Consider the following 21,199-nt stretch of genomic DNA (forward strand, 5'->3'; position numbering starts at 1 on the left):
TACGCTATGACTGCTCTATTGATTTCCAACATTCTGCTCTGGTGTTTGCTGATTGCCCTGGCCCTCGTGGTGTTCAGTCTGATCCGTCAGATCGGCGTCCTGCATGGCCGTATCGCGCCCGCCGGCGCGCTGATGGTGGACAAGGGCGTGGCGGTGAATCAGCCCGCGCCCCAGGTTACCGCCGAGGATCTGTTGGGGCGTCCGGTGAACTTTGGCTACGCCAACGATCACACTCAACTGCTGTTCTTCCTGTCGCCGACTTGCCCGATCTGCAAATCCCTGTTGCCGGCGCTGCGCGCCATCGACAAGGCCCGCGACGATCTGGAAGTGGTGTACATCAGCGACGGTGAGCCAGAACAGCAGAAAAAGCTGATCAAGGAATTCGGGCTGGAAAACTCGCGCTACGTGGTCAGCCCGCAGGTGGGGATGACCTATCAGATCGGCAAGCTGCCCTACGCGGTGATGATCGACCGTCAGGGCGTGCTCAAGGCCAAAGGGCTGGTGAACTCGCGGGAACACCTGGACAGCCTGTTCGAAACCGAGCACCTGGGCGCCGCCACGCTGCAGGAATACCTCAGCAAGCCATCTCCTTCCATGCATACGCCGTCCTGAGCCAGGAGTCCGACCATGAAATTTCTCGACCGGTTTTTCGAACGCTCCAGCCGGCACGTGGCCAGCACCACGTCGCGGCGAAACTTTCTCTCCAAGCTGGGTTCCCTGATGGTGGTGGGCACCGCCATGCCGGTGCTGCTGCCCATCGACCGTACCGCCAAGGCACTGGCCGCGGAGTCGCCATCCGCTGGTGATCCGGGCGATCCCAACAGCTGCGACTATTGGCGTTACTGCTCCGTGGACGGCTTTCTGTGCAGCTGCTGCGGCGGCTCGGTAACCAGTTGTCCGCCGGGAACGGAAGTCTCCCAAGTCACCTGGATCGGCACCTGCCGCAACCCGGCGGACGGCCTGGACTACATCATCTCCTACAACGATTGCTGCGGTAAGCACAGCTGCGGCCAGTGCGCCTGCACCCGTAACGACAGTGAGGAGCCGATGTACCGGCCGTTCAACAACAACGACATCAACTGGTGCCTGGGCGCCAAGGCCAACGTCTACAACTGCACCGTCGCCGTGATCCGCGGCGTGGCCACCGGTTGAGGGTCGGTCGTGAAGTCGCTGCCGCCACTATTACTGGTGTTCACTTGCCTGGCCGCGCCGGCCGGGCACGCGCGGGCGTTTCCCAACCCCGATCAGAAACCGGCCCCCGGCAATGAGCAGCCTCAGGTGCCGTTGTCACAAGCCGGATATCGCCCCGAAGTGAATTATCAGCTGCAGTGCGCGGGCTGCCATCTCCCCCAGGGGCAAGGCGCGCCCGCCAACGACGTTCCCAACATGATCGGCTTTGTCGGCAGCTTTCTACGCGTACCGGGGGGAAGGGAATTCCTGGTGCGTGTACCCGGCGTGGCTCAGGCGGCCTTGAACGACGAACAGTTGGCGGCACTGCTGAACTGGATTCTGCGCCGCGACGGCATCGCCGGTGACAGCACGCCGGCCGACGCCGAACCCTATAGCGCCGATGAGGTGGCGGCGATTCGCCACCGGATGATGGACAACATCCCCGGCACCCGGTCCGGTCTGATCCACGCCATGCGCGAACAGGGCATCGACATCAACGACGGCATGCCCGCGCCAAAACCATAACAACAGAGGATCCGCATCATGCTTTATTCCACCTCACGCCGGCGCTTGTTTCTGGCTGGCGGCTATGCCTTGCTGATCAACAGTAACGGTGCCCAGGCCCTGGAACTGACCGCGAACGACCATACCACCCTGAACTTCGATCTCTCCGGCACCGCCGCCTGGCTACACAGTCAGGAAAGCTACGACCAGGCCGGCACGCTGAATGAAGGCAGTGTCACCTGGCAGGAGGCGGCGGTGAAGTATGGCTTCAGCGCGGAGCATCGTTTGAATCGTGACCAACGCATCACCGGCGCACTGCGCTGGACCACCACTGGCACTTGGGGCGACGGCGACGCCGGCGGTTTTTCCGACGGCAGTGAGCGCACCACGAAACTGGAAGACGCTTTCCTCGCCTGGCATTCCGGAACCCTGTTTCCCGCTCTGGGCAAAGACGGTCTGGCGGTGTCCGCTGGCCGGCAGAGTGTGATCGTCGGCGACGGCTTCCTGATCACCAGCGATTCATTGAACTTCGGCAAAGGCATCGCCAACGGTGTTATGAACCGCGGCGGCGCTTACTATCTTGCCGGTCGCAGCGCCTTCGACAAGACCGCCATCATCAGTCTGGGTGGCGAACAAGGCTGGCGCGGTGACGTCATGTGGCTGCAATCGGACAACCCCGCCCAGGCCAAACCGGAACTCAACGTCGGTGTGCTGGAGCATGTAAACGACAAGGGCACCGTGGGCCTCACCTACGTCAAGGTCGCCGATCTCGACGACGAATTCGCCTTTCTCTATCCACAACGGGATGACATGGAAACCGTCAGCCTGCGCGCTCAGGGCAACGCCGGCGTTGAGAATCTGTTTCTGGCGGCGGAATACGCCTGGCAGGACCAGGATCAGGACGACGAGAACGCCTGGTACGCGGAACTGGGCTGGACCTTCGCCGGACTGCCCTGGCAACCCAGTATCAATTACCGCTTCAGCCGTTTCTCCACCGGCTACGATCCGCTGCTCTACGGTAATGGCCGCGCTCTAGGCACCTGGTTCCAGGGCGAAGTGGCGGCGAATTACGCTGGACCGTTCAACACCAATTCACGAGTCCATCATCTCGCCGCGACCGTGACGCCAAAGGAAAACCTGTCGCTCGGTTTGCTGGCCTACGACTTCACCACTCTGGACCGGGACGCCGGAGCGGACACCAGTGCCCGGGAATACGACCTCTATCTGGAATGGGCGGTGAACGACCACCTCGCCCTGATTCCGGTCATCGGCCTGTACCAACCGGACCGCGCCGCCGCCGATGGTGGCACGCAATTAGGTAATGACGATCGCAACCTGTACAGCCAATTGATCGTCGCCTTTTCGTTTTAATGCAATGAGGACTGGACCATGAGCGACATCGCTTTATTACCCGAGGTGCGGGCATTCCTGCAGCAAGGCCATGATTGTTTCATCAACGGCGACTATGGCCGGGCCACCGGTCCGGCCCATCCGGTGGTGAACCCCGGCACCGGAGAAACGTTCGCGGAGGTACGGGAAGCACAGCCCGAGCACATAGACGCCGCGGTGAACGCCGCCCACCACGCCTTTCACAGCGTCTGGCGGGATATGGCGCCACTCCAGCGTGGCGCCATCCTCAACCGGCTCGCCGATCTGATCGATCAGCATGGGGAAGAGCTGGCTCAGTTGGAAACCCTGTGCTCCGGCAAGACCATTCAATTGTCCCGAGCCTTCGAGGTCGGACAAAGCAGTCATTTTCTCCGTTATTACGCCGGCTGGGCCGGCAAGATCAACGGTGAAACACTGACACCGTCACTGCCTTCCATGCAGGGCGAACGCTACACTGCCTTCACGTTACGCGAACCGGTCGGCGTGGTGGCCGGTATCGTACCGTGGAACTTCTCATTGATGATCGCCATCTGGAAAATTGCCTCGGCGCTGATCTGCGGTTGTACCGTGGTGATCAAGCCCAGCGAGTTCACCCCCTTCACGTTGCTGCGTGTGGCCGGACTGGCAAAGGAAGCCGGCCTGCCCGACGGCGCTCTCAATGTGGTCTGCGGCACCGGTGCCTGCGGCCAGGCGCTGATCAAGCACGAAAAGATCAGCAAGGTTTCGTTCACCGGTTCCATGAACACCGGTCTCAAGGTCGGTGCTCAGGCCATGCAGGCCAACCTGACCCGCGCCACGCTGGAACTGGGCGGCAAGAACGCCGCTGGCTTTCTCGCTGATATCGACACCCCAAAAGCAGTGGCGGGCGTCATGGAAGCGGCCTATCTGCATCAAGGTCAGGTGTGCGCGGCGGCGGAACGGTTTTACGTGCACCGCTCACGGCTGGATGAAATCGTCCACGGCGTGGCGGCACAGCTGAAGCAGCTCAAAATCGGCTCGCCGCTGGATGAAAGCACCGACTTTGGACCGCTCTCCAACCGCCCGCACTTCGAAAAAGTCAGCCAGTACTTCGCCAGTGCCCCCGATCAGGGTTGCGAAATCGTCCACGGCGGCAGGACGCTGGACCGCCCCGGCTTCTTTATCGAACCGACCCTGGCGGTGGCGGATCGTCGCGATGCCACTTTGCTGCAAGAGGAAGTGTTCGGCCCGGTGGCGTGCTTCCTGCCTTTCGATGACGAAGAGGAATTGCTCTCCCTCATGAACGACAGCCCCTACGGCCTCACCGCCAGCCTCTGGACCCGGGACCTGTCCAGCGCGCTGCGGCTGGTGCCGCGCATCGAAGCGGGCACGGTGTGGGTGAACATGCACACCTTCATTGATCCAGCGGTGCCGTTCGGTGGCGTCAAGGGCTCCGGCATCGGCCGGGAGTTCGGCAGCGCCTTCATCGAGGATTACACCGAACTGAAATCGGTGACAGTGCGGTATTAAAAGTACGGCCGCGGAATAACGAAGGGACTACAGCATCGCAGTGGTAAGCGGCCCGGCCGGCGCTCCGCTTGGCCGCGAATGCCCCCGGGCCGTTGGCCATTCGCTTGCAAGCAAGCTTCCCACAGCGGCTGGTAGCACGCTGCTGGCGAATGGCATGATCAGTGAGCTTGCAAGGCCCCACGATAGAGGACAATGCCGGTTCCCACTAAATCTCAATAAACCCAATAAAAAGCCGGCCCAATGGGCCGGCGCAAGGCAGAACAAAAAATCGCCGGGAGCGATTTTTGACGTCGCCTTGGCAACAGCCCACAGGGTGGCCGCCATGGACGGCAGGTCACAAAGAAGCGTCAGGATCAGGCCGTGGCGGCCGCCTGGCGTTGCCGCGCCACTTCTTCATTGCGCAGCAGGAAGCGTTGTATCTTACCACTGGGTGTCTTCGGCAGCGACTCCACGAACTCAATTTCTCGCGGATAGGCATGAGCGGACAATCTCTGACGGACTGCTTGCTGGAGTTCCTTCGCCAAGTCGTCATCACCTCGGTAGCCGGCCCCCAACACCACGAACGCTTTTACCAATTCGGTGCGCTCTTCATCGGGTTTGCCGATCACCGCCGCTTCCACCACCGATGGGTGTTCGATCAGAGCGCTTTCCACATCGAACGGGCCAACCCGGTAACCGGAAGTGGTGATCACATCATCGGAACGCCCGACAAAGCTGATGCTGCCGTCGTCGTTCAGTTCCACCGTGTCGCCGCTCATGTAATAGTGTTTCAACATCGACTTTCGCGGATCCGCCGGATAACCCGGGAACCAGAATAACGGCGACTGACTGCGATCCACGGCGAGAATACCCGGTTCGCCCACCGGCAGTTCCTCGCCGTCCTCGTTGACCACCACAACCCGGTGCCCGGGTACGGCGAAGCCGGCCGCGCCAATCCGCACCGGGTGCTCCAGCTCATGGTGATTGCACAACACCATGCCCAGCTCGGTCTGGCCGTAATGGTCATGGATAGTAGTACCCAGCTCTTTGCCGAACCAACGGATCACCTCCGGCGTCAGCGGTTCACCGGCACTGCTGACGGCCCGCAATTTGCCGCGCAGCGCCTTGACCACGGCGTCACCACCAGCCATCAACAGCCGGTAAGCGGTGGGCGAGCCCGCCAGATTGGTGATGCCGTATTTATTGATCACCCGACAGGTGCTTTCCACGGTAAAGCCGCCGTCGTAGAAGGTGGTGGGATGACCGAGGGACAGCGGCCCGGTCACCGCATAGTAGAGCCCGTAGGCCCATCCAGGATCCGCCAGGTTCCAGAAAGCATCGTCTTCACGCAGGCCAACCGCGTATTGCATATAACCGGCGAAAGCGACGATGGCCTTGAGCGGCACCGGCACCGCCTTGGGCAGGCCGGTGGTGCCGGAGGTGAACATCATCAAAAACGGATCCTCGGCACCACGCATCACCGGCTCTACGCCATCGTTGGCGTTATCCAGTTCCGCCCAGAAGCTGAAGTCACCCCGGCGGATGCCGCGGCCTTTGTCGCCGCCGACGGTGACCACCAACGGAGCACTTTCCAAACCATCCAGTTTGCCGCGATTGTCACCATCGGTGATCACTACCCGGGTGCCGGCGGTTTGCAGACGGTGATCAATGGCCTTGGGGCCGAAGGCGGTGAACAACGGCTGGTACACCGCGCCGAGCCGCCAGGTAGCCAGTACCGTAATCAGCAACTCCACCCGACGGGGCAGCAGCCCGGCCACGCAATCGCCGGCGCCCACGCCCTGATCGGCGAGAAAGGCGGCGAAACGGGAAGCCTTGTCACGTAATTCGCTAAACGTATAGGTGGCGCTGTCGCCGTTGGCGCCTTCCCAGAACAGGGCGATACGTCCGGGCAGGGCATGGCGGTCGCAGCATTCCACACAGGCGTTCAAGCGCTCCAGGGATCCGGTCAGCGTGATGCCCACTTCGTTTTCAAGATCAAACTGCTCCATCGCCTCACTGTATTGGCGCATGGTCGCTCTCCTTTTTTGGTCGCGGCCCGGCGGCATGGGCCGGACCTTATTGTCACAGGCTCGGGAATATCAGGATTCGGTGATGGTGACGCGCACGTCCTCAATGCTGATCTCACGCATGCGGAATTTCTGGATCTTGCCGGTCACCGTCATCGGAAAATCGTCCACGAATTTGAAATGCCGGGGCGTCTTGAAGTGGGCGATGCGGTTCTTGCAGTAGTCACGCAGTTGCTCCGCATCGGTTTGCTCGTCACCTTTCAGTTTCACCCAGGCGACGATTTCCTCGCCGTACTTATCGTCGGGAATACCAATCACCTGGACGTCGGCCACGGCGGGATGGGTGTAGAGAAACTCCTCGATCTCGCGGGGATAGATGTTCTCGCCACCACGAATGATCATGTCCTTGCTGCGGCCGACGATACGCACATAGCCCGCTTCGTCCATCACCGCCAGATCACCGGTATGCATCCAGCCGTCCTTGTCGATGGCATCAGCGGTAGCGTCCGGATTGTTCCAATAACCCAGCATCACACTGTAGCCCCGGGTGCACAGCTCGCCGATTTCACCACGCGGCACGGTATTGCCCTGCTCATCGACAACCTTGTTTTCCAGGTGCGGCTGCGTGCGGCCAACGGTGGAGACACGGCGCTCCAGTTCATCATCGGCGCCGGTTTGCAGTGATACCGGGCTGGTCTCGGTCATGCCGTAGGCGATTTGCACCTCCTCCATGTGCATTTCGCTGATCACCCGCCGCATGACTTCAATGGGACAGGTGGCGCCGGCCATGATGCCGGTGCGCAGGGAGGAAAGATCAAATTCCTTGATACGCGGATGGCCCAGCTCGGCGATGAACATGGTGGGCACGCCGTACAGGGCGGTGGCCCGTTCACTGGCCACCGCTTCCAGCGTGGCTTCGGGGTCAAAGCCCGGCGCCGGATAGATCATGGTGCTGCCATGGGTCATGCAACCGAGATTCCCCATCACCATGCCGAAGCAATGATAAAGCGGTACCGGGATCACCAGCCGGTCACGTTCGGTAAAGCCCATGCTCTCGGCCACCATATAGCCGTTATTGAGGATGTTGCGGTGGCTGAGCGTGGCGCCCTTGGGGAAGCCGGTGGTGCCGGAGGTGTATTGGATATTGATCGGATCATCGGGCTTGAGCCCGGCCTGGCATTGTTTGAGGTCTTCCACCGCGACTGATTCCGACAGCGCACCCAGCTCCCGCCAACTGACGAAACCGGCGGGCGGTTGATCGGCGAGGCTGACCACGCCGCGCAACTCCGGCAGGACGTCGCTGCGCACCTCCCCGGGGCGGGACGATGCCAGCTCCGGCACCAGCTCCGTCAACATGCTCTGGTAATCCGAGGTTTTGAAGTTATCGGCGCAGACCAGCCAGCGGCAACCGGATTGCTTCAGCGCGTATTCCAACTCACTGAGGCGGTAGGCGGGATTGATGTTGACCAGAATGGCGCCCATTTTGGCGCTGGCGAATTGGGTGATGCACCACTCGGCGCAGTTCGGCGCCCAGATGCCAAGGCGGTCACCGGGTTGCAGGCCAAGGGCCATGAAGGCACGGGCATAGCGCTCCACTTCCCCGGCCAGTTGATTCCAGGAGTAACGAAGCTGCTGATGGCTGGCCACCAGCGCCTCCCGTTCACCGTACGCGGCCACCGTATTGTCGAAGGCATCACCGATGGTGGAAGTCAGCAGCGTCTTGTCCCGCGGCCCACGGGTATAGGACTCCGTCATGGCAGGCTCCTTGTCGTTCGTTGTTGTGGGTATGAGGGGCTCGTCCAGCCCCATTTCACGCCTTTACGTTAACGTAAAGGTAAACTTTAACGACGTCACTTATACTTAAGTCGTGACTGCCTGTCCACGCTTTTAGTTCATAAGGACCAGGTCAGGCTTTTCCGTTCATCCGGAGATGCCGGTAAACTGTGCTTTTCGCCGCCCTGCTCCCTGTCCGGGACCGGGGCGGCCCTGCTTTGAAGGACGGAGCCCCCTGCATGAGCAAACCCAAGATCCTGGTAGTAGGAGGTGGTGCCGGCGGCCTGCCGCTGGTCACCCAACTCGGACGGAAGCTGGGCAAGCGCGGTCGCGCCGACATCACCCTGGTGGATACCAGCAACATTCACGTGTGGAAACCGCGCTATCACGAAGTGGCCACCGGCGCCATCGACGCTGACCTGGATGCCGTGGACTACCGCGCCCATGCCCGACTCAATCACTACCGGTTCGAGCCGGGCACCCTGACCCACGTGGATGCCGCCGCGCGGACCGTCACCCTGGCGGCGATGAACGGCCCGGACGGCGAAGAGGTACTGCCCGAACGCCAGCTCGACTACGACTACCTGGTGCTTGCCATCGGCAGCCAGAGCAATGATTTCGGCACTCCCGGCGTGCGCCAGCATTGCCTGTTCATGGATACCCGCACCCAGGCGGAACGCTTTCGCGAGCGCTTCCTGAACACCTGCCTGCACGCCAACTACCACAATGATCCGGTGTCCGTGGCAATTGTCGGCGGCGGCGCCACCGGTGTGGAGCTGGCGGCGGAAATCCATCATGCGGTGGCCATGCTCAAGCTCTACGGCCACGAACACCTGGACCGCAAGCAACTGCGCGTCACCGTGGTCGAGGCACTGCCACGGATTCTGCCCGCTCTCAGTGAGCGAGTCTCCGCCGCCGCCACGGAACGGCTGCAGGCACTCGGCGTATCGGTCCGCACCGGTGTGATGGTGGCGGAGGCCACCGGACAGGCGCTGGTCACCAAGGACGGCGAGGAGATCAAGGCCGACCTGATGGTGTGGGCGGCGGGGGTAAAGGGCCCGGATGTCTTCGGACAGTTGGAGGGTTTCACCACCACTCGCGTCAACCAGGTCGAGGTGGAGCCGGATCTGCTGGCCAAGGGCCATGGCAATGTCTTCGTCATCGGCGACAGCGCCTTCCTCAAACCGGAAGGGGCGGAGCGGCCGATTCCGCCGCGCGCGCAATCCGCGCAGCAAATGGCTCATCACACCGCCCGGAATCTGGTTCGCCTGCTCAACAGTCAGGAGCCGAGACCGTTCGAGTACAAGGACCACGGTTCCCTGGTGTCGCTGTCCAACTACAGTTCCGTGGGCATGCTGATGGGCAATCTGAAAGGCGGCAATTTCTTCGTCGAAGGCTGGCTGGCCCGGATCATGTACGTGGGATTGTACCGCATGCACCAGGCCGCCCTGTATGGCTGGCCGCGAACCATCATGCTGCTCACCGCGGGCCGCTTCAGTCGCCTGGTGCGGCCGCGTCTTAAGCTGCATTGACAGCAACGGGCACCGCCCGGCAACCTTCCCACGGACCAGACTACGAAGCCGCTGTGGGAAGCTTGCTTGCAAGCGAATCGCACTTTGGAACCCTGAAAATTCGCTTGCAAGCAAGCTTCCCTCAGCGGCTTCGTAGCAATCACCAGATCCGGTCACCTCCTACGAAGAAAAGTGGACTTTCTTCTCGGCGCGCATAGCGGAACAATAGTCCCATCGACAATCTCCGCCAGGACGACACCGCATGCAAAAGATCAAGGACATCGTCCTCTATTGGTTCGGCATTCTCAAAGCCTCCATCGGCTATTGGTTAAGAGGTGATGCCCTGATCCACGCCGGCGCCCTGGCGTTCTTCACGCTGTTTTCCATCGCGCCGGTGGTGATCCTGGCGGTCCAGGTGATCGGTTTGGTGATGAGCACCGACGCCGCCATGCAGCAAATCATGAGCCTGCTGGAAAACAACGTCGGCGCCGACGCCGCCCAGGCGGTGGCGGAAGCGGTGGAGCGCACCCGCATCACCGAGGGCGGCCTGCTGCCCACCGTGATTGGTGTTGGCGCCATGCTGATTGGCGCCACCACTGTCTTCGCCCAGATGCAGCGTTCACTCAATAACATCTGGGACATCGCCCCACGGCCGTCACGCAATACGTTATTCGCGCTAATCAAGAACCGGCTGTTATCGCTTACCGTGGTGCTCTCCATCGGTTTCGTGATGATGGTGTCGCTACTGCTCAGCGTGGTCACTCAGGCGCTGATGGTGTTCGCCCAGGAATGGCTGCCAGTGCCCGGCATCGCGATGGTGGCGGTGGAAACGCTGGTATCGGTAGCGGTGACCACACTGCTGTTCGCCACCATCTTCAAGGTCCTGCCGGACGCCATTCTGAGTTGGCGTGACGTGTTGCTCGGCGCGCTGGTCACCGCCTTATTGTTCATTCTCGGCCGCTTCCTGATCGCGCTGTATCTTTCCCACACCGCCACCGCCTCCACCTATGGCGCCGCCGGTTCGCTGGTGTTGCTGTTGTTGTGGGTGTACTACTCGTCGCTGATCCTGCTGTTCGGCGCCGCCGTCACCCGCGCCCGCGCGGAAGCCCGTAACAGTATCGTCCGGCCACGCGCCACCGCGGTACGGATACGGCGCATACTGGAAGATCAATAACCGGGGCTCCGCCCCGCCCCCTGCTGTCATGGAGAGATTATGCCCCGCCCCTTTTTATTCACCATACCGGCTTTGTTGTTCGGTCTCGTTGCCGGTGCCCATGCCTTGGAACAGGAGGATTTCCAGGCGTGTCTGGGTGAACTGGAACAAAAAGCCATGGAGGACGGTATTGATCCGGAACTGGCCCACCAGCGGATCCCCGCCCTGACCCTGCAGACCCGGGTGGTCGAACTGGACCGCAAACAGCCGGAATTCACCAGCAGTTTCGCCGACTACTATGGGCGCCGGGTCACCACGCAGCGGATAAAACAGGGCCGGGAGCTACGCCGCCAGCACGCCGATCTGTTGGCCAAGGTGGAAGCGGAGTATGGCGTCCCCGCCGCTTACCTGCTGTCGTTCTGGGGCCTGGAAACCAACTACGGCGGCTTTTACGGCAACACTCCGGTTCTCGACGCGCTCGCCACGCTGGCCTGTGAAGGCCGCCGCGGCGCCTTCTTCACCGCCGAGTTGATGAACGCCCTGCGCATTGTCGAGGAAGGCGCCATTACAGTGCCGCAAATGGAAGGCTCCTGGGCCGGCGCCATGGGCCATGTCCAGTTCATGCCGTCGACGTTCCTCCGCTACGCCGTTGACGGCGACGGCGACGGCCGTCGGGATCTCTGGCACAGCCTGCCGGACGCGCTCTCCTCCGCCGCTAATTTCCTCAACGCTCTGGGCTGGCGGGCCGGCGAGCGCTGGGGCCGCGAAGTCTCGTTACCGGAAACCTTCGACTACAGCTCGGCCGGCCTGGGTGAATCCTGGCCGCTGAGCTACTGGCGTGAACGCAATGTGCGTCTTCCCAATGGCCAGCCGCTGCCGGACGCGCCGATGAACGCTTCATTGTTACTGCCTTCCGGTGCCAATGGTCCCGCCTTTCTGGTGTACGAGAACTTCCGCGTGATCATGGGCTGGAACCGTTCCGAGGCCTATGCCCTGGCCGTGGGCCGTCTGGCGGACCGAATCAATGGCGCGGGAAAACTCAGCCGGGCGCCGGTACCAGCACCTCGCCTGCACCGGGACCAGGTCAAGGCACTGCAGGCGCGTTTGAACGCCGACGGCTTCCAGGCCGGTTCCGAAGACGGCCTGCTCGGTCCGGGCACCCGCGCCGCGCTCGGCCGCTTCCAACAACGACAGGGACTGCCTGCCGATGGCTTCCCGGACGAAGCCAGCCTCAAGGCATTGGGTATTCTCCAGGAGGAAGCGGCAGCCGAATCAGGCGGATCGCCACCACAGCGGCGGATGCCGCGGGAATAGGAGCTGTACCGTGATTCGTGTGGTTATCGCCCTGCTTATGCTCGTGCTGGGTCTGGCCATGGCCGCCGGTGGCGGCTGGCTGGTGTCCCTGAACGGCAGCCCCTATTACCTGGTGGCTGGCGCGGTGCTGGTGCTTTGCGCGCTGCTGCTGATAATGAAACGGCGCAGCGCGTTGAGCCTGTACGCCCTGCTGCTGGTTGGCACCCTGAGTTGGAGCCTGTGGGAGGTTGGACTGGACTGGTGGGCCCTGGCGCCACGCGGCGCCCTGCTGGTACTGCTGGGTTTGCTGTTGGTGATTCCCGGCGTGGCGGGCCCGATCCGGGGCGGACGCATGCCTTTGCTGCTGGCGGTATTGCTGAGCACGGCGGTGGCGGTTGCCGGCTACTACCAGGATCCCCATGACCTGAGCGGGGCACTGCCCGGCCCGGTCAATCCCGGCGCCGGTCATTCCGAGCAAGTGCCCGACGGGGACTGGCATGCTTATGGACGAACCGCCTTCGGCCAGCGCTATTCACCACTGACACGAATCACACCGGATAACGTGACACGGCTACGCCGGGCCTGGGTGTTCCATACCGGCGACACCAACGCCACCACTTTCGAGGCCACGCCGCTGAAAGTGAACGATACGCTGTACCTGTGCACGCCACGCCATGAACTGATCGCACTGGACGCCACCACCGGCGTGGAGCGCTGGCGCCTCGATCCCGACATCGAGCCCGAGTTGAATCGCCGGCGTCAGATTTGCCGGGGCGTGGCCTATTTTCCCGGCCATCGCCAGCCCCCTCTGGCCACGGTGGAACGTACCAACCCGCAACCGGAGGAAATGCTCGCCGCCACCGGCAGCGAACGGGACAGCCTGATCGACCCGGAAGATCTGCATTGTGAACGGCGGCTGTTCCTGCCCACCGCCGACGCCCGGCTCATCGCGCTCGACGCGGACAGCGGAGAACGGTGCGCCCGGTTTGGCGGCAATGGCGAAGTGGATCTGTGGGCCGGGATGCCCAATCCGCAACCGCCGCTTTACTATCCGTCCTCGCCGCCGGTGGTCACCGACCAACTGGTGATCATCGGCGGTCTGATCAGTGACAACGTTTCCGTTTCCCAGCCTTCCGGCGTCATCCGCGCCTACGATGTGGACGACGGCGACCTGGTCTGGAACTGGGACCCCGGCAGCCCGGAACGGACCGAACCGCTGCCGGACGGCGAAACCTACAGCGCCAGCAGTCCCAACAGCTGGTCGGTGGCCAGCGTCGACGAAACCCTGGGCATGGTCTATCTGCCCATGGGCAACCACACGCCGGATCAATGGGGGGAACAGCGCGACCCCGACGCCGAGCGTTTCAGCTCCTCGGTGGTGGCGTTGGACCTGGCCACCGGCAAGGTGCGCTGGGTGTCCCAGACCGTGCGTCACGATCTCTGGGACATGGATGTGCCGGCGCAACCGAGTCTGCTGGACCTGGATACGCCCCAAGGCCGTGTCCCCGTGCTGGTGCAACCCACCAAGCAGGGCGACATCTATGTGCTGGACCGCCGCACCGGCGATCCGGTGCTGCCGGTACGCGAACAGCCGGCGCCGGCCAGTCTCGGTTACCAGACCGTGGCCACCAGCCAGCCCAGCTCGGCACTCAACTTCAACCCGCCGCCACTGCGTGAGCGGGACATGTGGGGCGCCACTCCGGTGGACCAATTGCTTTGCCGCATCCGCTTCCGCCAGCTTCAGTATCAGGGCCGTTATACGCCGCCTTCGGAACAAGGAAGCCTGATCTACCCGGGAAACTTCGGTGTGTTCAATTGGGGCGCCCTGGCGGTGGATCCGGTCCGCCAGGTGGCGTTCACCTCCCCCTCCTACCTCGCCTACGTCTCCACTCTGGTACCCAGAAAAGACGACCATAGCCGCCATGTCTCCTCCCGGGGGCCCGGCGCCAACGAAAACTATGGCGCCCCCTACGCGGTGAAGATGAAACCGTTCCTGTCACCACTGGGCCTGCCTTGTCAACAACCGCCCTGGGGTTACGTGGCCGGGGCTGATTTGCGGACCGGTGAAGTGGTGTGGCGCCACCGTAATGGCACCATCGGCTATCCGTCACCGATTCCGTTGCCGGTGACCATCGGTGTGCCGGATATCGGCGGGCCGATCATTACCGCCGGCGGCGTGGCGTTCATGAGCGGCGGCCTGGATAACCACGTGCGCGCCTACGACCTCACCAGTGGGCGCACGCTATGGGAAGACCGCCTGCCCATCGGCGGTCACGCCACACCGATGACCTATCTGGACGACACCGGCCGGCAGATCCTGCTGGTGGTGGCCGGCGGCCACAGCGCGGTCGGCTCCAAGGGCCGAAGCCCTGACGCGGTAATCGCCTATGTGCTGGATGACGAAGCGGAGGAGAAAGAAACCGATCCGGTACGCTGAGCCGCCGCTTTCCCCAGGGCCGTCCCACGGTTGTGGGACAGCCCGGATCGCTGGCAAGCCAGCTTCCCACGGAGGGGGCACGAAGCCGCAGTGAGAAGGGCACTCGCTTGGGCGGGCCTCAGAACCGCACGGTGATGCCGGCGTTATAACGACGGCCGTCCAGTACCCGGCCATAGGTATCGTTGTCCACTTCCTTGTCGAACAAGTTATAGACACCGCCGTACACGCTCACCAGTTCGGACAGCTGATACTGCATACCCGTGTCCACCAGCGTGTAGCTCGGGTAGCGCTCGGTCAGGCCACCACGTCCGGCCACTTGTTCGGCACGCCCCTTGAAGCGGGCTTTGGACCAGATCCGGGCTTTGTCGGTGGCCTGCCAGTCGAAGGCGACGTTGGCACGATGACGGGGCTGATCATTGAGTGGGTTGCCCTTGTTGTCACCGGAAAGCTGCTCGCTGTCGGTGAAGGTGTAGTTGGTGTGCACGCGCATATCGTGACGTATCGGAAAACCGAACGTCACTTCCACTCCCCGTACCCTGGCCTCGTCCACGTTGGTGTACTGATACAGTTTTTCGTAGTCGTAGCCCTGATAAATACAGTCGGTGTCGGTTCCGCTGACGCGATCACAGATCAACGGTTTCTCGATTTTGTCCTTGTAGTCGGTGTGAAACCCGGTGACGCTGGTTTCGATGCCGTTACGGCCCTGCCACAACCCCGCCAGCTCATAGGTGACACTTTTTTCCGGTTTCAGATCGGAATTGCCGATGTCGCCACCGTCGGTGGACGGGCCACCGCCGCCTTCCACCCAGTTGGAATCACCCTGTTTAAGATCCGGCGTGCGATAGCCGGCGCTGACGCCGCCTTTCAGAGTGAAGGCCGGCGACAGCGCATGGACCGCATAGGCCCGTGGCACCACTTCGCTGCCGTAGTTCTCGTCCTTGACCCAACGCAGGCCGCCGGTGAGAGACAGCGGGTCGCTAATGAACCACTGGTCCTCGGCGAACAACGCCGCATCCCAACGTTCCAGATTCGCTTTGTTGATGGCGCGCGCCGGGTTCTCGGTTTTCTGCAACCGATACTGAGCCCCCACCGTCATCACATGGCTGTCGAACGGCAGCACCGTGGAAGTGTTGGCGGTGGTGCGCTCGTACAACGCGCTCTGAGTACGGTTCAGCATTTCCTCATGCTGCACATAGCTCTTGGTGGTGAAGCCGTTGCCCCAGGTGAGATCGTGGGACAGCGCCTGATGGCGCCGCACCGTTTCCAATTCGCTGTCGCTGCCGGTGCGCGCCGCGGTGCCAACGATATCCTGGGTGGCATACCCTGCTTCCAGTTGCAGGGACTGGCGCTCGCTCGGGGTCCAGCCCAGCCGCGCCGTGGTGTTGTCACGGTCCAGATCGCGGTAGCCGCTGGGGATATCGTCTTCGTCACGCACATAGCGGGAACCGAACACGGTGAACGATAACCGGTCCGGAACCAGCGGCCCGCTCAGATAGTAGCGGTTCTGATGGTAATCGCCGGCATCGTGGCTTTCCTGCATGACCCGGTCCAGCGTCACCGAACCGCTCCACTGGTCCGGCGTTTTTTTGGTGATGACGTTGATGACGCCCCCCAAGGCGTCGGAACCGTACAGCGAGGACATGGGCCCGCGAATCACTTCGATCCGCTCGATGGCGGACACCGGCGGCAACCAGCCGTACTCGGCACCGGCGCCAAAACCGTTGTAATAACCCTGCCCGGATCCCTGCGGTTTGCCGTCCACCAGAATCAGGGTGTACTTGGAATCCATGCCACGGATGGAAATTTCCTCGGTGCCGCCCTTGCCGGACGGGCCGTCGTCCACGTACACACCGGGTACCGCCTGCAGCGCCTCGGTAATGTCGCGATACGCCTTGCCTTCCAACTCCTCGCGGGTAATCACGGAAATGCTGGCCGGGGCATTGGTCACATCCACCGCCTGCCCGGACGCCGAGGCGGACGTGACAGTGACTTTTTCCAGAGTATGAGGAGAGCCGGACCGCACCGGGCGCGCGCGCAGACGGTAGCTGCCGTTACCCTGGGCCACCGCCTCCAGCCCGGAACCGGCCAGCAGCACGCCCAACCCTTCCAGCGGTGAGTATTCGCCGCTCAATCCGGCGCTGCGCTTGCCCTCGGTAAGACGGCCATCAATCACCAGAGTCAGACCGGCGGCACCAGCGAATTCAGCCAGGGCACCGTCCAACGGCCCGGCAGCCACCTGGTAGAGGCGGGTGCCGGCACTCTCCTGGGCCACCGCCGGCCCGCTGACCACGGCGGCCCCGGCCATCACGCCACACAACGACAACGTCAATGGCAGATGCCGAAAACGGGAAAAACACATCATGTTCCGATCCTTAACAGGGTGTATTACCTGTTATCCCGAACGGGCGCCGGAAAAGTGCTACCCCTAATTGGATTTTTTTCGGATCCCGATTCTTGCACCCCATTGGGGGAAACCAAAACGCTAGACCGCCGCCACGCGCACCAGCCAGGGGGTGCGGTAATGAATCGCCACCGGCAGCGCCCGGGCCAGGGATTCCAACACATAGTCGGTATCCTTGAGCGGATAGGCACCGGACACGATCAGGTCCGCCACCTCGTCGTCGCAATAGAGCAGGCCGTCGCGATAACGGCTCAGCTCATCGAGAAAATCCGCCAGCCGCCAACGGTCCGCCTGCAATACGCCGCGGGTCCAGGCCAGCGCCCGCTGCCTGGACAATGGCGTTACCGACAGCCCGTCCGGGTCAAAATGAACCTGCTGGCCGGCATTCAGGGTGACGGCGGCCTGGCGGGGATAGGCGGTAACCAGTTGCGCCCCGCCGGCCAGCACACCCACCGTGCCGGCCCCATGCCCCAGGTCACGCGCGGTCAGCCAGGCGCCTTGCACATTCAACAATGCCGCCGGCAGGGCCAGCGATAATGGGCCGGCCTTCTTCAGGGTGGAGGATCGCGTATCCAGGGCGACTTCACTTTCCGGCGCCAGGGAGATTCGGCGGCGGTCTTGGCCGAAGTCCACCGACACGGCACTGGCGGTGTTCAGTATCAACGACGAGCCATCTTCCAACCGGAACCGCTGCTGTTCGCCACGGGCACAGCGATAATCCGCCATCGCTTTTTGCCAGAACCCGCCACGCGCTCCGGCAAGCATCAGCATCGATCCCACCCCCACCGCCGCCAGGGCGCCGAGCGCCCGGCGCCGGCCCACCGACGATGGCCGCTCCAGGGTGCGCCGCGCCACTTGCGGACTCAGAGTACCCAGTGTGCCCGCCATCCGCGCCACCGCGTCCCAGGCCTGGCGATGCTCCGCGTCGGCGTTGAGCCAGCGGCGCCAACGCTCCCGGTCGGCGGCTTGCTGTTCCCCGGACCAGAACAGCACCTGCCAGTCCAGAGCGGCTTGCAGGCTGGCGCTGTCCAGACCATGACGGTCGGCGTACTGGCGCAGAGGGCCGGGCAAAGCGTCACTCATACCGGTTCGAATTCGCTCAGCGCCAACAGACAGGACTGGGCGGCCCGCAGCATGTACTTGCGAACCGATCCATGGGACACACCCAAACGCTCGGCGATACGGCTATAGGTCAAACCCTCGAAACGGGAACACAGGAAGGCCTCGCGCACCTTGGAGGGCAGTTCGTCCAGCGCCTGGTCAATACGGGCCAGAGTCTCCAGGGTCAGCGCACGCTGCTCAGCGGAAGGCGCGCTGTCTTCCGGCAGTGCCGCCAGGGCTTCCCGGTAGGCAAGCTCCAACCGGCGCCGGCGGTGCATATCGACCATCAGCCCCTTGGCGATGCGGGCCAGGAATGCCCGGGACTGCTCCGGCGCCGGAAAGCGGCCGGAGACCATCAACCGGACATAAGTGTCCTGGACCAGATCGGCGGCATCAGCGCCGTCTCCGCCCAGGCGCCGGCGCAGCCAGCCCAGTAACCAATGGGCATGATCGCGGTACAGCGAACCGATGTCGGTTTGCGTGGCGTTCGTCATCATCAGCGGGCTATCGTCCGGACATGGCAGCAAATAAAAACGAATAGCGGTTAGTAATAATTATCAATAAGAAATGAAGTCTAGGGATCGATTCTCACAGGGGCAAGCCCTGCCCTGCACATTTCTTACACATTTTCGATATTGATTTGCCGATAGCAACAATTATCATTCACTGCCCATAATGGCACCACTCTCCGCCGATCCGACTAGAGAAACACCATGTCACAATTAAAGAACGCCACCCGGCTGTCGGTGGCGTCGCGTGCAATCGCCGCGGTGCTGGGGGGATACGCACTGAGCGCCACCGCCACCGCCGCCCTCAGTGTGGGGTTGCCGATGTCCCGCATGGACGCGGTGATCACCGCCTCGGTGCTGTCGTTTCTCATCTACAGCGTGGCGGTGATCTGGGCCTTCGCCTGCGCCACCACCGCCCGCGCCTGGGCCGGCATCGCCATCCCCACCCTGCTGTGCGGTGCTCTGGTCTGGCTACTGGGGCCGGCATCATGAACGGCTCCCTGCGGCAGTCCATGGCCTGGCTGCATACCTGGAGCGGGCTATTGCTGGGGTGGCTGTTGGTGGCCGTGTTCGTGACCGGCACCAGCGCCTACTACCGCGAGGAGATTTCCCTGTGGATGGAGCCGGAACTGCATCAGTCCACCGCCTCCGATGACACCATGGATCTGGCCTGGCAAACACTGGGGCGGATCGCCCCTGAGGCCCGCTCCTGGGATATATCCCTGCCGGATGCCCGCAATCCGGCGGTACAACTGCGATGGCAGCCCGCCGGAGAGGAGCAGCCGCGTCAGGGCGGAGGCCGTAACCGTGGTGAGCAGGCGTGGATGGACGCGGGCAGTGGCGAGGTGCTCACGCCACGGGAAACCCGTGGCGGCCATTTCCTCTACCGCTTCCACTTCGAGCTGTACGGCGTGCCGCGTTTGTGGGCGCGTTGGCTGATCTGCGTCGCCACCATGTTCATGCTGGTGGCGATCATCAGCGGGGTGATCACCCACAAGAAGATCTTCAAGGATTTCTTCACCTTCCGCCCCGGCAAGGGACAGCGATCCTGGCTCGACGCCCACAACGCCAGCGCCGTTCTGGCGCTGCCGTTTCACTTCATGATCACCTATTCCGGGCTGCTGCTGTTCATGGTGATGTTGATGCCGTGGGGCATCGACGCCGCCTACGATGGCGACCGCCGCGCTTTCTTCGACGAGGCGTTTCCGCGTTCCACGGAGGCGCCCGGACCAGCCGGCGAACCGGCGGACATGGTCGCCATCGGACCGCTGGCCGCGGCCACCGCCGCCCGCTTCGAACGCCCGGTGAGCCGTATCGAAGTGCAGCATCCCAACCGCGAAAACGCGCGGATTCGCATCAGCGTGGAGCAGGACGTGGCCATTAGCGGGCGCCGTCGCGGCGGCTCCCCCACCCAGGTCTTCCAGGGCTCAAGTGGCGACCTGCTGGAAACCATCGAACCACGGGAGGCGCCGACGCCGCTGATGGGCAAGGTCTACAATGTCATGACCAATCTGCACCTGGTGCGTTTCGCCGACCCGCTGGTGCGGCTGTTGTTCTTCTTCTCCGGGCTGGCCGGCTCGGCCATGGTGGCCACCGGCATGCTGCTCTGGGTGTCGAAACGCACCCAGCAACTGCGCCGGCAACAGCCGGGCGCCGCACTGAAACTGGTGAACGGCCTCAACATGGCGTCGATCACCGGCCTGCTAGCCGCCATCGGCGCTTACTTCGCCGCTAACAGAGTGCTGCCGGCGACCCTGGCTGAGCGTTCCTCCTGGGAGATCCGGGTGTTTTTCCTGGTCTGGCTGACGAGTCTGGTGCATGGCCTGCTGCGCCCGCATCGGCGCGGCTGGATCGAACAACTGGCGGTCATCACCGTGCTGTGGCTGGCCCTGCCGTTTCTGGACATGGTCACCACCGACAGCCACTTGTTCAGCGCCGCCGCCTGGCGCCTGGGTGCCCTGGCCGGCTTCGATCTGATCTGCCTGCTGCTCGGCGCCCTGTGGGGATACGCGCTTTGGCGGGTGGCAAAACCCAAACCGGACAAACGGAAACCGGCGCGCGCCCGTGAACCGGCTCTGGCGGAGGGCAATGCATGACGGTCCTGCTGGCTCTCGCTCTCGGCTACACCGGTCTCACCTGTCTTGCCCTGGGTATGAAGCGTCACCATCAGGAACTGCTTGGGCGCAAACCCACCGAGGCACGGCTGCGGCTGTTCAAGACCATTGGCTGGCTGCTGCTCCTGGCCACCACGGCGGCCTGCCTGATGCTGTGGCCGTTGGGGCTGGCCTTATCCATGGTGCCGGTTCTGGTGACTCTGGTCGGGTTGCCGCTGATCTTTCTGCTGCCCTACCAGCCGACGCTGGCACGCCATCTGGCCTGGGCGCTGCCGTTGGTCGCCGGTGGTCTGGCGGTGGCCGGCCTGGGTTGATGGCCCGATGACAGCCCATTGCCCTCTGTATAGACT

The 21,199-nt window shown here is 62.9% G+C and carries 17 protein-coding genes; 12 read left to right on the plus strand and 5 right to left on the minus strand.

The window, feature by feature from the left end:
* Positions 1-6: 6 nt before the first annotated feature.
* From mauD to E0L37_RS13135, 5 genes are read left to right on the plus strand one after another with little or no spacing between them, the layout of a single operon-like run.
* Positions 7-612 carry a methylamine dehydrogenase accessory protein MauD gene (mauD, locus tag E0L37_RS13115; RefSeq protein WP_133492177.1) on the plus strand — a complete coding sequence of 202 codons (606 nt, stop codon included), beginning with the start codon at positions 7-9 and terminating at the stop codon, positions 610-612.
* A gap of 15 nt (positions 613-627) precedes the next feature.
* Positions 628-1,152 carry a methylamine dehydrogenase light chain gene (locus tag E0L37_RS13120; protein WP_133492178.1) on the plus strand — a complete coding sequence of 175 codons (525 nt, stop codon included), beginning with the start codon at positions 628-630 and terminating at the stop codon, positions 1,150-1,152.
* A 9-nt stretch (positions 1,153-1,161) separates the two neighbouring features.
* Entirely contained in the window at positions 1,162-1,695 is a 534-nt protein-coding gene (locus E0L37_RS13125) for a cytochrome C (RefSeq protein WP_133492179.1), read from the plus strand.
* Between the two features lie 18 nt (positions 1,696-1,713).
* Positions 1,714-3,045, plus strand: coding sequence for a hypothetical protein (locus E0L37_RS13130; protein WP_133492180.1), 1,332 nt, complete (start codon positions 1,714-1,716; stop codon positions 3,043-3,045).
* Positions 3,046-3,063: 18 nt separating this feature from the next.
* Positions 3,064-4,551 (plus strand): aldehyde dehydrogenase family protein, encoded by a 1,488-nt coding sequence (locus E0L37_RS13135; RefSeq protein ID WP_133492181.1) that lies wholly within the window; start codon positions 3,064-3,066, stop codon positions 4,549-4,551.
* Between the two features lie 353 nt (positions 4,552-4,904).
* On the opposite strand, the gene E0L37_RS13140 is transcribed toward E0L37_RS13135, so the two are convergent.
* Positions 4,905-6,560: an AMP-binding protein gene (locus tag E0L37_RS13140; protein WP_133492182.1), complete on the minus strand. Its 1,656-nt coding sequence runs from the start codon at positions 6,558-6,560 to the stop codon at positions 4,905-4,907.
* Positions 6,561-6,629: 69 nt separating this feature from the next.
* Positions 6,630-8,312, minus strand: a complete 1,683-nt coding sequence (locus E0L37_RS13145) for an AMP-binding protein (RefSeq protein ID WP_133492183.1) — start codon at positions 8,310-8,312, stop codon at positions 6,630-6,632.
* 257 nt (positions 8,313-8,569) lie between these two features.
* Here E0L37_RS13145 and E0L37_RS13150 point away from each other — a divergent pair, with 257 nt between their 5' ends.
* From E0L37_RS13150 to E0L37_RS13165, 4 genes are all read left to right on the plus strand, one after another.
* Complete coding sequence (locus E0L37_RS13150) at positions 8,570-9,862, plus strand: NAD(P)/FAD-dependent oxidoreductase (RefSeq protein ID WP_133492184.1); 1,293 nt, start codon at positions 8,570-8,572, stop codon at positions 9,860-9,862.
* A 241-nt stretch (positions 9,863-10,103) separates the two neighbouring features.
* Entirely contained in the window at positions 10,104-11,015 is a 912-nt protein-coding gene (locus tag E0L37_RS13155) for a YihY/virulence factor BrkB family protein (protein WP_133492185.1), read from the plus strand.
* A gap of 39 nt (positions 11,016-11,054) precedes the next feature.
* Entirely contained in the window at positions 11,055-12,308 is a 1,254-nt protein-coding gene (locus E0L37_RS13160) for a lytic murein transglycosylase (RefSeq protein WP_133492186.1), read from the plus strand.
* Positions 12,309-12,318: 10 nt separating this feature from the next.
* Positions 12,319-14,724, plus strand: coding sequence for a membrane-bound PQQ-dependent dehydrogenase, glucose/quinate/shikimate family (locus E0L37_RS13165; RefSeq protein WP_205655618.1), 2,406 nt, complete (start codon positions 12,319-12,321; stop codon positions 14,722-14,724).
* Positions 14,725-14,842: 118 nt separating this feature from the next.
* On the opposite strand, the gene E0L37_RS13170 is transcribed toward E0L37_RS13165, so the two are convergent.
* The 3 genes from E0L37_RS13170 to E0L37_RS13180 all read right to left on the minus strand — a co-directional run bounded on the left by E0L37_RS13170 (position 14,843) and on the right by E0L37_RS13180 (position 18,723).
* A complete protein-coding gene (locus E0L37_RS13170; RefSeq protein ID WP_133492187.1) occupies positions 14,843-17,086 on the minus strand; it encodes a TonB-dependent receptor in 2,244 nt (747 codons plus the stop codon).
* A gap of 120 nt (positions 17,087-17,206) precedes the next feature.
* Positions 17,207-18,208: a DUF4880 domain-containing protein gene (locus E0L37_RS13175; RefSeq protein WP_133492188.1), complete on the minus strand. Its 1,002-nt coding sequence runs from the start codon at positions 18,206-18,208 to the stop codon at positions 17,207-17,209.
* The gene (locus E0L37_RS13180) at positions 18,205-18,723 is read right to left on the minus strand and encodes a sigma-70 family RNA polymerase sigma factor (protein WP_097058086.1); all 519 of its coding nucleotides are present in this window, start codon (positions 18,721-18,723) and stop codon (positions 18,205-18,207) included. Before E0L37_RS13180 ends, E0L37_RS13175 begins: the two co-directional genes overlap by 4 nt.
* A gap of 216 nt (positions 18,724-18,939) precedes the next feature.
* On the opposite strand from E0L37_RS13180, the gene E0L37_RS13185 reads away from it, so the two are divergent.
* Genes E0L37_RS13185 through E0L37_RS13195 form a run of 3 tightly spaced genes read left to right on the plus strand, consistent with a single transcriptional unit; the run spans position 18,940 to position 21,163 of the window.
* Positions 18,940-19,227: a DUF3649 domain-containing protein gene (locus tag E0L37_RS13185; RefSeq protein WP_097058085.1), complete on the plus strand. Its 288-nt coding sequence runs from the start codon at positions 18,940-18,942 to the stop codon at positions 19,225-19,227.
* Positions 19,224-20,831 (plus strand): PepSY domain-containing protein, encoded by a 1,608-nt coding sequence (locus E0L37_RS13190; RefSeq protein ID WP_133492189.1) that lies wholly within the window; start codon positions 19,224-19,226, stop codon positions 20,829-20,831. The genes E0L37_RS13185 and E0L37_RS13190 overlap by 4 nt, the downstream gene beginning before the upstream one ends.
* Entirely contained in the window at positions 20,828-21,163 is a 336-nt protein-coding gene (locus E0L37_RS13195; protein ID WP_133492190.1) for a DUF3325 domain-containing protein, read from the plus strand. The genes E0L37_RS13190 and E0L37_RS13195 overlap by 4 nt, the downstream gene beginning before the upstream one ends.
* The last annotated feature ends 36 nt before the right edge of the window (positions 21,164-21,199 follow it).

It is taken from the genome of Alcanivorax sp. 24, assembly GCF_004360225.1.
GTDB lineage: Bacteria > Pseudomonadota > Gammaproteobacteria > Pseudomonadales > Alcanivoracaceae > Alloalcanivorax > Alloalcanivorax xiamenensis.